The sequence below is a fragment of the Streptomyces sp. NPDC047706 genome (assembly GCF_043204795.1).
Lineage (GTDB): Bacteria > Actinomycetota > Actinomycetes > Streptomycetales > Streptomycetaceae > Streptomyces.
The window spans coordinates 23,293-34,820 of sequence record NZ_JBIDCW010000014.1 but is presented as its reverse complement, the minus strand read 5'-3'; the positions used below and the strand labels follow the sequence as shown (position 1 = coordinate 34,820).

Sequence of the window (11,528 nt, the reverse complement as noted above, 5' to 3'; positions counted from 1 at the left end):
GGATCATCAGCACCGTAGGCCCATACGATCTGCGGACCGGTGCACCGCCACGGGCGGGGCGGCTCGCTGTCCCCCGTTCGCGGTAACGTGAGCCCCCTATGAACGCGAAGCCCGACGTGCAGCTCCCCGCCGTGTCCGTGATCATGCCCGTCCTCAACGAGGAGCGGCATCTGCGCGGCGCCGTCCACGCGATCCTCGCCCAGGAGTACGCCGGCGAGATGGAGGTCGTGATCGCTCTCGGCCCCTCCACGGACCGTACGGACGAGATCGCCGCCGAGCTGGTCGCCGAGGATCCCCGGGTGCACACGGTCCCCAACCCGACCGGCCGGACCCCCGCCGCGCTGAACGCCGCGATCAAGGCCTCCCGGCACCCGGTCGTGGTCCGCGTCGACGGCCACGGCATGCTCTCCCCGAACTACATCGCGACCGCGGTCCGGCTCCTGGAGGAGACCGGCGCGCAGAACGTCGGCGGCATCATGCACGCCGAGGGCGAGAACGACTGGGAGCACGCCGTCGCCGCGGCGATGACCTCGAAGATCGGCGTCGGCAACGCCGCGTTCCACACCGGCGGACAGGCGGCCCCCGCCGAGACCGTGTACCTCGGCGTCTTCCGCCGCGCGGCCCTGGAACAGCAGGGCGGGTACAACGAGGAGTTCATCCGCGCCCAGGACTGGGAGCTCAACTTCCGCATCCGCGAGGCGGGCGGGCTGATCTGGTTCTCGCCCGAGCTGAAGGTGTCGTACCGGCCGCGGCCCAGCGTGAAGGCGCTGGCCAAGCAGTACAAGGACTACGGCCGCTGGCGCCACGTCGTCGCCCGCTACCACGCCGGCTCCATCAACCTGCGCTACCTCGCCCCGCCGACCGCCGTCTGCGCGATCGCGGCCGGTCTCGTCGTGGGCGCCGCGCTGACGCCGTGGGGATTCGTGATCCCCGGCGGCTATCTGGCGGCGATCGCGCTGGGTTCCGTACCGGCGGGCAAAGGCCTTCCGCTGAAGGCCCGGCTCCAGATCCCCCTCGCCCTGGTCACGATGCACATGTCGTGGGGGTACGGCTTCCTGACCAGCCCCAGGTCCCTGGCCAGGCGGGTCATCGCGTCGCGCCGCCCGGCCGTGCGGGACTCCGCCACGGCGTGACCGTCAGGGGGCACGCCCGCTCGCGCGCCCCGGCACGGTTACCAGCGGTAGGGCGCGTACACGTCCATGCACTGGCCACGGTCCGACCCGTTGATCGCGCCCGCCGACTCGGGAACGTCCCCCGCCCGGGGCGCCCCCTGCTTCGGGTACTTCGTGCCGTCGCGCCAGTCGGCGCCCACCACCAGCGTGACGCCGGTGACGTCGGTCGACTTCCGCACCGAACTCAGCGGAATCCCCAGCGACTTGGCGACCCGCTGGGCATCGCCTTCCAACTCGGCGCTCGGGTAGCGGACGAGCGTCTTCTGCACGGACAGCCCGCCCGCCGTGTCCGCCGCCGCCCGTGTGAAGCCCTTCGCCACCAGTGCCGCGGCGAGCGCGTTCGCCCGTCCGTCGACCGGCCCTTCGGCGGCGCTCCCGGTGGCGTTGCGCACCAGCACCCCGATCTCGGCGTCGTCGGTGGCGGGGTCGGCCGACGCCTTGCCCTGGTCGCCGTCCGTGCTTCCGGGCTTGCTCGTGGAGGCCTTCCCGTTCTTGTCGAAGGGCACGTCGTCCCGGATCATCGACCAGACCTGCTCGGCGTCCGCCCCGGCCGGCACCAGGTGGTTGGCGTTCTGCGGGTCGGTGGCGGTCGGCATGGTCGTCATGGTGATGCGGTTCGTCGGCACCGTCTTGAGCTGCAGGGCGAGGTCGTACAGGCTCCTGACCGTGCCGATCTCCTCCGAGACCTTCAGCGCCTTCGTGGCAGTCTCGGCGAGGTTCATCAGCCGGCCGGTGTCCGTGAAGACGTTCTGCTGCTTCAGGGTGCGGATCATCGCGTTCATGTACATGTGCTGGGCCTTGGCCCGGCCCACGTCGCTGTAGAAGGCGTGCCGGGTACGCAGCCACTGCAACGCCTGCTTGCCCTGCACCTTCTGCCTGCCCTGCGCCAGCTTGAGGCCGGAGCCGCCGGGCACGCCCGGCAGCGGGCGGTCCCACACGTTCTGCCTGACGCAGACCTCGACGCCGCCGACCGCGTCGGCCATGTCCACCACACCAGCGAAGTCGATCGTCATCCAGTGGTCGATGTAGACGCCGGTGAGGTTCTCCCAGGTGGTCAGCGTGCAGCCGGCGCCGCCGCGGGCGAGGGACTCGTTGATGATCCGGTTGGTCGCGGGGTAGCTCTCGCCGGTCTCCGGGTCCTTGCAGGCGGGTATGTCGACCCGGGTGTCACGCGGAATGCTCACCACCGACGCGCTCTTGCGGTCCGCCGAGAGGTGGATCAGCATCTGCACGTCCGCGAGCGGTTTGCCGCCCACGCTGCTCCGGGAGCCCCCGAGTTCCAGGTTCTCCGCCGTGTTCCGGCTGTCCGAGCCGATCAGCAGGATGTTCAGCGGCGTCTGCCCGGCCGCGTTCGGCTCCGGCCGCTCGGCCTTGGAGTCGCCGCCGCTGCGCCGGCCCGTCTCCAGGTTGTCGTTGAGATGTTCGTAGTAGAGGTAACCGGCGCCCGCGGTGGCGAGTATGACCACCGACAGCACCGTCGCCGACCAGCGCAGCACGCGCCGTCTGCGGGGCCGCCGTGGGGTGCCGCGGCGCCCCACGGGCCGCCCGGGCCCACCGTGCCGCCCGCGGAGGTCCGACGCGTCCGTGGACCTCTCGTCCCGCGTGGTGCGGGACTCCGTGCCCTCGTCCTCCACTGCCGGAACGTTCCCGCGCACACTGCTCCGCGCCACCTGCCCGCCCTCCCACCCCTGCGCCTTCACCAACGGCTACGCCCCGCGACAAGTCAGACGCGCGAGGGACCCGTTGGGTTACCCCCCAATTTGCTACTTGGCGCACACGACCTTGTCGGCCGTGGACTTCTCCACGTCCGGCGCCTTCGTCGGAGCGGTGAGGGAGACGCCCGCACCCTTGAAGTCCTTGCCCAGCGTCAGCGTCATCGTGGGCAGGCCCTGGGAGTTGGTCTCGCTCTCGCCGGGCTTCATCGCGGACCCGGACAGGCCCATGATGTCGGCCAGCCTGCGTGCCTGGTCCGCCTGGTCGGGCGCGTACTCCAGGGTGGTCCTGCCCAGCTCCTCGTCGGCGTTGCCGGCGTTCTCGGACTTGCCGACGCCCTCTTCGATCTGGAGCCAGTTGAGGGTTTCCTGCGCGCTGCCCGACGGGGCGCCGCCGTTCAGGATCCGCACCCGCACCTCGGACGGGTCGGCCTTGCTGCCTTTCAGCCGGGCGGCCACGGCTGCCTTCTCCTCGGCCTTCTGCTGTTTGACGGCGGTGAAGGAGACGTCGTTCTGGATGGCCGCGAAGACCTCGGGCGCCTTGGTCTCGTCGACCACGACGGTCGCCTTGACCGTCTCGGCCGGGTTGTCGACGACCGGCACCGTGGTGAACGTCAGGTTCTTGACGTCGAGCTTGCCCAGCTCCAGACCCAGGTCCTTGAGCTTGCCGATGGTGTCCAGCTGGGAGTCGACGGTCAGCGCCTCGGTGCCCGCCTCGGCGAGCTTCAGCATCTTCGACGGGTTGGTCAGCGTGTCGTTGGACTTCAGCTTGCGCATCAGCGCGCTGAGGAACTGCTGCTGCAGGCCGATCCGGCTGAGGTCGCCGCCGGTGCCGACGGAGTGCCGGGTGCGGACGAAGGCGAGGGCCTCCTCGCCCGCGATCGTGTGGTTGCCGGCCGGCAGGTCGAGCTTGGAGTCGGGGTCGTCGATGTCCTTGGCCAGGCACACCTCGACGCCGTCGACCGCCGTGGTCAGCGTCTTGACCGCGTTGAAGTCGGCGACCATGAAGTTGTCCGGCTTGATGCCGGTCAGTTCGGTGACCGTGCGCATGGTGCAGGACGGCGTACGTCCGCTCTGGCCGAGGCTGGTGTTGAAGCGGACGCCGGTCGAGCCCGGGATCACCTCGGTGCTGCCGTCCTCCTGGGTGGTGGGGCAGTCCGGGATGTCCACGATGAGGTCGCGGGGGATGCTCAGCGCGGTGGCGTTGGAGCGGTCCTTGGAGACGTGCAGCAGGATCGTGGTGTCCGCGTGACCCGGGCTGCCCGCGTCGCCGTACCGGTCGTTGCCGGCGCCGGTGCGCTTGTCGGTGCCGATCAGCAGGATGTTGATGGCCTTGTCCTTCTGGAAGCCACCGGTGCCGGCACCGTCGTCGGCGACGGAGGTGATGTTGCCGTTGAGGTGCTCGAGGTAGAGGTATCCGGCTCCGGCCCCCGCGACGAGGAGGAAGGCCAGGACACCGCCGGTCCACAGCACGGCCTTCTTCGCCTTCGCCTTCTTCGCGGGCCGGCGTCCGCGTCGCCCGGGCGCGGGTTCGGCGGGCGCGCCACGGCGCCTGCGCGGACCCGGCACCTCACGGTCCGGCGCGTCCTGCGTGTCGCGTCCGGCGGGCGGCTTGTCCCGGCCCGCGGGCGACGTCCGGGCGCGGGGCACCGCGCCGGAACCGCGGGTGCCTGCTCGGCGCGGGCCGGGAACAGTCGACTGCGGTGCGGAAGGGCTCAGTCGCAGTTCGTATTCGCCGGTGTTCGGGTTGAGTACCCACTGGTCTGCGGGATCGACGTTCTCCGCCCGCCCACGGCCTTGCGCGTCCACGGTTGCCTGAATCCTCCGTCGGGGCCACGCGGCGCCTTCCCCCTTGAGGCGCTCGGTCTCGTACAAACCTCGTACACAGTGCGCGACCCCGGAAAAGGACTGCGTGGCCGGGGGCCGGTTGCACCGGAAGCGCTCACACTATCCGGCCGGTTCGACGGCAAGCGACGACGGTGACAAATTCCACGTCCCTACAACTGGGCAATCCGCCCATTTCCCGGAACGAATGTGGGCCGGCCTGGCGCGCGCTTTACCGGCAGTCGTCCTCGGCGGCGGTCTTGCCGCTGAAAGTGGGTGCCGGAGAAGCGGGGGAGAGGGCGGAACCGGCGTACGCACCGTAACCGTACGACTGCGAAACCGTACCGCCGTTCCCCTCGTACGTGCTTCCGGCGAAATCCAGAACGGTCTTTCCGGAGACTTCCACGGGCGCGTCCGAGCGCAGCCGCTCGAAGAGCCGCTCCGCCGCGGGCTCCGTCAACTGGTCGCGATTGGCATTGCCCTCGTACGACTCCCGCGGCACCGTCAGGAACTGCACCCGTTCCGTGGGAATGTCGCGCAGGCCACGGACGAGGTCGTACAGACCACGCAGACTCGCCAGTCCCGGGTCCGTGGTGAGCGACGACGTGGCCGCGTCCAGCACGGGATACAGCTTCACCGGATTCAGCAGTACGTCGTTGCCGCGCAGCTTCTGCACCAGGGCCGCGAGGAATCGCTGCTGGCGCTCCATGCGGTCGGTGTCGCTGCCGTTGCCGAGGGACTTGCGGGCGCGGACGTAGCCGAGGGCCTGCTCGCCGTCGAGCGTCACGACGCCCGCGGGCAGCCGCAGCTTGGCCTCCTTGTCGACGATCGGCTCCTCGAGGCAGATCCGCACGCCGCCGACGGCGTCCACCAGCTTCTTGAAGCCGCTGAAGTCGACGACCATGTGGTGATCGATCCGGATGTCCGTCATCCGCTCGACGGTGCGGATGGTGCAGGCGGAACCGCCCGTCTCGAAGGCGTAGTTGAACATCGCGAACATCGGGTCGGTGCGCTTGCCGTCCGGGCGCAGGCAGCTGGGGACGTCCACCATCAAGTCTCGGGGGATGGACACCGCGGTGGCGCTGCCGCGCCCTGCCGAAAGGTGCAGCAGGATGGTGGTGTCGGACCGCTCGGTGCCCAAGTCCCGCCCGTACGCGCCGTTGCCCTCGCCCGCCCGCGAGTCCGACCCGATGAGCAGGATGTTCTGGGCGCCCCGTACCAGGGCGGTGGGCCGCTCCCGCTCGTAGCGCGCGAGCTCGGCGGCCGCGGCCTCGTCGGGCGTGATGTTCCCGTCAAGCTTGGTGTACACGATCCAGCCGGCGACCAGCGCGCCGGCGACGACCCCCGCGACACCTGCCGTCCCGCCCCGTGTCCAGCGCCGCCGACGCCGGCGTATGAGCCCGTCGCCGGTCGCCGAAGCCCCGCCGGCCGGCCCGGGAACCACCGCCGGCGCGTTGTCGTCCGGGCCCCCGGATGGCAAGCCTGCGGTGTCCCTCACGACGGAATCCACCCCTCATGGAGTACGACCGTGTACGAACGGTACGAGCGTGTCGTGCTGCCCTTACTGCTCTTACGACCATGACCCGGCTGGGGTGGGGGCGCGGGTGCTGGGGGGCCGATCGGGTGACACCGGGGGTCCGAGGGGCGCCCTCCGGCGGGCGTGCGGGGAGCCCGCTGCGGGACCCGGCGGGGCTTCTTCCCGGCAGGGCCCGGGGTCCGTCGTGCGGATCGGGCCGCTGGGAGGCGACGGTGCTGACCGGTGCCGGCGGACGGGGTCGGCCGCGGATGCCGGACCCCGCGTCCGCGGTCTGATCCGGACGGCGGGGCCTAGCGGGCCGTCGCCGTGACGCGTTCGGACTCGATGCGCTTGGCCAGGGGCTCGCCGTCCAGGCGGTCCAGGTTCCGGCACAGCACCACGGACCCCCCGATCGCGAGCGGGGCGTACAGCCCGGCGCTGAGCCCCTCCCAGGTGTCGTACGGGCGTGCGGACAGGATCCTCGATCCGGGTCCCGTCAGGTCCAGCCCCGGCGCGTCGGCCACCGCGTGTTCCACGACCTCCGCCCCGGTGTACTCCGCCCCCGCCACGATCAGCGCGGGCGCCTCCGGGTCCACGGGCGCGTACGGCGCGAACCGGTCGCCGTGGCTCGGCACGTCCACGGCGTAGTCGGCGTAGCCTTCCGGCGGCGTCGGGAAGCGCCGGCCCAGCGGTGCCAGGGACAGCGCGTACCGCTCGCCGCGGCAGGCGAGGCCGTCCTCGAAGCGGCCGGGACCCGCCACCACGAAGTCCGCCCGCGACGGGTCGCCGTCCATGTCGGCGAGCGCGCCCACCGACGAACAGGCCAGCAGCCACACGGCCGTCTGCCAGTGCGCGGGCAGCAGCAGCGCGATCCGGTCGCCGGGCTCGGCCGACAGTCCGTCCTGGATCAGGTTCGCCGTCTTGGCCACCCAATTGGCGAAGGTGGCCACGGACAATTCGACCCGTTCTCCGGTGGCGTCGTCGTAGAAGGTGACCAGGGGGCGCGCGGGGTCCGCGGCGAGCGCGGAACGCAGCAGGTCGGCAGGGGTGCGGTCGGTGGCGTTCACCCGCGCAAGCGTACGCGCGCGGCGGGGTGCGCATCGAGTGGCGGGGCCACCGGTTCGGGCGAATACCTGCCGACGCCGCGTCAATTCCCCGATGGACAGATTTGTATGGCTATGTCCAGGATCAGGAGCATGCGTGGATTCCTTGCTTCCTCCATCGGCGTGACGTGTGCCGCCGCCCTCGCCCTACCGCTGACCCTGCCCTCCAACGCCTTGGCGGCGCCCGCTTCGAAGGCCGCACAGACGGCCGGCCGGTCCGTGCAGCCCGGCATCCCGGGCAGCACCCAGTCCATTCCCCTCGTCACCCTGACCGGTGAGCGTGCCCCCGGCGCGCCCGCCGCGCAGGGACTGCCCCGCCGCGACGTGCAGCGGTTCTCCCTCATCGGCGTCGTCTGGGACGACCCGGCCGCCCAACTCCAGGGCCGCGTCCAGGTCCGGACCCGGGCCGCCGGAACCGGTGCCTGGTCCGGCTGGCAGGACGTCGAGACCCACACCGCCGAGCACGCCCCCGACCCGGGCACCCCCGAGAGCACCTCCGACCGCCTCCGTGGCGCCACGGCACCGCTGTGGGTCGGGGACTCCGACGGCGTGGAGGTGCGGGTCGAGCCCGGGGGCACTGCCGAACGCACTGCCGCCCCGCTCCCCTCCGGCCTGCGCCTCGAACTCGTCGACCCCGGCCGGGCGGAGACCGGCGGTACCACCGCCCCTCGCACCGGTGCCGACGGCGACCCCCCGCTCACCGGCCCCCTCAGCGCCGAGACGGCGGCCTCCGCGGAGCCCAACGCCCTGCTCGCGCCGATCGGCGCCACCGTGATCCCCGAGCTGGGCCGGGCGGACACCGAGGACGAGCTGTTCGTGCTGCGCGCCGGCGAGATGACGCAGGAACAGCTGGCCCAGCCGTACATCGGCCCGCGCCCGCGCATCACCACCCGGCACGGGTGGGGGGCCGACGAGAAGCTGCGCGAGAAGGAGTTCCTCTACACCAAGTCGGTCAAGGCGGCCTTCGTGCACCACACCGCCACCGGGAACAACTACACCTGCGCACAGGCCCCGTCCGTCATCCGCAGTATCTACCGCTACCACGTCCAGAGCATGGGCTGGCGGGACATCGGCTACAACTTCCTCGTCGACAAGTGCGGAAACCTCTACGAGGGGCGCGCGGGCGGCGTGGCGAAGGCGGTCATGGGAGCTCACACCCTCGGCTTCAACAACGACAGCACGGGGATCGCCGTTATCGGCACGTTCAACACCTCGTCACCGACCGCGACGACCGTGAAGGCCGTGGGGCAGTTGGCCGCCTGGAAGCTGGGCCTGTTCGGAGGCAACCCGGGAGGCACGACATACCTGAAGTCCGGGGGAGGCAACCTCTTCAAAAAGGGTACGAACGTACGACTGAGCGTCATCTCCGGACACCGGGACGGTTTCGCGACGGACTGCCCAGGACGGCTTCTGTACGGCAAGCTCGGATCCATCCGTGAGCAGGCGTCACGCCTCCAGGGGCGGCCGTGATGGCCGGGGGCGTGGCGCGGGAGCCGGGACGAGTGACGGGGGCGTGCGGTGGGGGCGCAACCGGCGGTCGCGTTCGGCGGACGTGTTCAACGGACGCAGTAGGCAGACATATCGGGCGGACGTGTTCAGTGGGGGGCTTTCGGTGAAGGCGTACGGCCGTCGAAGGCGCCGGACATCGGTCTGCATACACTGGCCGGCCGAAAGACAGTTCGGCCGGTCCCGGCAGGAAGCAGAGACGACAGGTGACAGAAGCGATCCTCCTGGTCGGCGGCAAGGGCACCCGGTTGCGCCCGCTCACGGTGCACACGCCCAAGCCCATGGTCAGGGCGGCGGGGGTGCCGTTCCTCACGCATCAGCTGGCGCGCGCGAGGGCGGCGGGCGTGGAGCACATCGTGCTCGCCACGTCCTATCTGGCGGAGGTCTTCGAACCGCACTTCGGGGACGGTTCGTCGCTGGGGCTGCACATCGAGTACGTCACGGAGGACGAGCCGCTCGGCACGGGCGGGGCGATCCGGAACGTGGCGTCGCGGCTGCACTCCGGTCCTGACGATCCGGTCCTCGTCTTCAACGGGGACATTCTGACCGGGCTGAACATCAGGGCGCTGGTGCGTACGCACGAGACGTCGGGGGCGGATGTGTCCCTGCATCTGACGCAGGTGACGGATCCGCGGGCGTACGGGCTGGTGCCGACGGACGAGACCGGGCGGGTGACGGCGTTCCTGGAGAAGCCGCAGACGCCGGAGGAGATCGTCACCGACCAGATCAACGCGGGGGCGTACGTCTTCCGGCGGTCGGTCATCGACACGATTCCGGCGGGCCGGCCGGTCTCGGTGGAACGGGAGACCTTCCCGGATCTGCTGTCGGCCGGCGCGCATCTGCAGGGGATGGTCGACTCCACGTACTGGCTCGACCTGGGGACGCCTGCGGCCTTCGTGCGTGGTTCGGCGGACCTGGTGCTGGGCCGGGCTCCCTCTCCGGCGGTTCCCGGCCGCTGCGGTGACCGTCTCGTCCTGCCTACGGCGAGGGTGGCGCCGGACGCCAAACTGGCCGGCGGCACGGTGGTGGGCGAGGGGGCGTTCGTCGCGAAGGGCGCGCGCGTCTTCGGCAGCACGATCCTGCCGGGCGCGGTGATCGAGCCCGGCGCCGTCATCACCGACTCCCTGATCGGCACCCGCGCGCGCGTCGGCCGGCGATCCGTCCTCACCGGCGCGGTGATCGGCGACGGAGCGGTGGTGGGGCCGGACAACGAACTCCGGGACGGGGCGCGGGTGTGGTGCGACGTCCGGATTCCGGGGGGCGCGGTGCGGTTCTCGTCTGATCAGTAGGGGGCAGGGGGTGTGGTGCCTGCGGCGGCTGGTCTCTGGCCGGTGGGGGGTGCTGTAGCGCCTGCGGCGGCTGGTCTCTGGCCGGTGGGGGGTGCTGTAGCGCCTGCGGCGGCTGGTCTCTGTCCGGTGGGGGGTGCTCCAGCGCCTGCGGTGCGTGTCGTGTCGGGGCCGCGCCGGGGGTGTCCGTCCTCCGAACGGCGCGGAGTCGGTCTCTTGCCGACTCGCCCGTGTCGACGCGCCAACCGCTGCGGGCCGACACCCCCGACACGGCCCCTTCCCGCCGTACGCGACTGCGGGTCCGCGAGAACTGCGGTGGGCCGTGCGCGGCCGGTTCGCGAGAGTCGGCCGGCCTCACAGCCGGCCGATGTCTCCTCGCGACATCCGCGGTGCCCTCCTCGGTGGGACCCTGCCGCTCAGGAGGATGAGCCGGGCCGCGCGATGCCGTTGCCCGGCGTAGGGCTCCAGCAGGGAGAGCATCACGGCGTCGTCCGCGTCCCGGTCGCCGGCCAGGGCCCACCCCACGATCCCCGGCAGATGCAGATCCCCGACGGTCACCTCGTCCGGCGCTCCGTGGCTGCGCTGGACGGTCTCCGCCGACGTCCACGGGCCCACCCCGGGTACGACCTCCAGGCGGGCCCGCGCCGCCGGGGGTTCCATCCCCATCGCCTGTTCGAGCCGCGCGGCGACCCGTACCGAACGCTGGATCGTCGACGCCCGCTTGTCGTCGACGCCGGCCCGGTGCCACTCCCAGGAGGGGATCAGCGCCCAGGTCCGCGGCGCCGGCATCACGTACATGCCCCCGGGCGCCGGCCCCGGCGCGGGCGTGCCGAACTTCCGTACGAGCAGCCGCCACGCCCGGTACGCCTCGTCGGTCGTGACCTTCTGCTCCAGGATCGAGGGGATCAAGGACTCCAGCACCAGCCCGCTCCGCCCCAGCCGCAGCCCCGGCCGGCGATGCCGGGCGAGCGCGACGATCCGGTGCCGAGGGGCGAAGGGGGAAGGGTCGTCCGAGGCGCCGAGGAGGTCGGGTAGCTGGTCGAGGAGCCAGTCGGCGCCGGGTCCCCACGCCTCGCCGCGCACCCGACCGGCGCCGGCCGACACCCGCAAGGTGCCCGGCCCGGCCGGCGTGAGGCACGCTCGCCACACCGAACCGTCCGGCGTGGTCCGGAACGTCGGGTCCCCGGGGCCCCGCCGCAGCGGTCCCAGCGCCAGCCCCGCATCGAGCGGCCCCTCCGGCGCCCAGGTCCGCACCCGCGCCGCCGCGCGCGCCGGCTGCCGCGGCACGCTCGCGGGCACGGCGACCTCCCCACCGCGCACCGTCGTACGCGTGGGCCGGGGGGCGAAACGTCCAGCCACGAATGTGATCCAAGGGGTAGAGGAACTGCTCTCTGAGGGTAGGCGCCGCC

8 protein-coding genes are annotated in these 11,528 nt (G+C 71.8%); 3 read left to right on the top strand and 5 right to left on the bottom strand.

What is annotated here, in order from left to right; all coding sequences use genetic code 11:
* Window positions 1-98 precede the first annotated feature (98 nt).
* Complete coding sequence (locus ACGF8A_RS18220; RefSeq protein WP_393109251.1) at window positions 99-1,133, top strand: glycosyltransferase family 2 protein; 1,035 nt, start codon at window positions 99-101, stop codon at window positions 1,131-1,133.
* A 38-nt stretch (window positions 1,134-1,171) separates the two neighbouring features.
* Here ACGF8A_RS18220 and ACGF8A_RS18215 read toward each other — a convergent pair whose 3' ends face one another.
* The 4 genes from ACGF8A_RS18215 to ACGF8A_RS18200 form a co-directional block, all read right to left on the bottom strand.
* On the bottom strand, window positions 1,172-2,842 hold the full coding sequence (locus ACGF8A_RS18215; protein ID WP_393109249.1) for an LCP family protein: 1,671 nt from the start codon (window positions 2,840-2,842) through the stop codon (window positions 1,172-1,174).
* Between the two features lie 93 nt (window positions 2,843-2,935).
* The gene (locus tag ACGF8A_RS18210; protein WP_393109247.1) at window positions 2,936-4,693 is read right to left on the bottom strand and encodes an LCP family protein; all 1,758 of its coding nucleotides are present in this window, start codon (window positions 4,691-4,693) and stop codon (window positions 2,936-2,938) included.
* Between the two features lie 247 nt (window positions 4,694-4,940).
* Window positions 4,941-6,188 carry an LCP family protein gene (locus ACGF8A_RS18205; protein WP_393109245.1) on the bottom strand — a complete coding sequence of 416 codons (1,248 nt, stop codon included), beginning with the start codon at window positions 6,186-6,188 and terminating at the stop codon, window positions 4,941-4,943.
* Window positions 6,189-6,535: 347 nt separating this feature from the next.
* Window positions 6,536-7,291, bottom strand: a complete 756-nt coding sequence (locus ACGF8A_RS18200) for a TIGR03089 family protein (protein ID WP_393109243.1) — start codon at window positions 7,289-7,291, stop codon at window positions 6,536-6,538.
* Between the two features lie 129 nt (window positions 7,292-7,420).
* On the opposite strand from ACGF8A_RS18200, the gene ACGF8A_RS18195 reads away from it, so the two are divergent.
* Together ACGF8A_RS18195 and ACGF8A_RS18190 are read left to right on the top strand one after the other, a co-directional pair.
* Complete coding sequence (locus ACGF8A_RS18195) at window positions 7,421-8,797, top strand: peptidoglycan recognition protein (protein ID WP_393109241.1); 1,377 nt, start codon at window positions 7,421-7,423, stop codon at window positions 8,795-8,797.
* A gap of 242 nt (window positions 8,798-9,039) precedes the next feature.
* A complete protein-coding gene (locus tag ACGF8A_RS18190) occupies window positions 9,040-10,122 on the top strand; it encodes a sugar phosphate nucleotidyltransferase (protein ID WP_393109239.1) in 1,083 nt (360 codons plus the stop codon).
* Window positions 10,123-10,473: 351 nt separating this feature from the next.
* Here ACGF8A_RS18190 and ACGF8A_RS18185 read toward each other — a convergent pair whose 3' ends face one another.
* Window positions 10,474-11,478, bottom strand: coding sequence for a DNA-3-methyladenine glycosylase family protein (locus ACGF8A_RS18185; RefSeq protein ID WP_393109237.1), 1,005 nt, complete (start codon window positions 11,476-11,478; stop codon window positions 10,474-10,476).
* Between the last annotated feature and the right edge of the window lie 50 nt (window positions 11,479-11,528).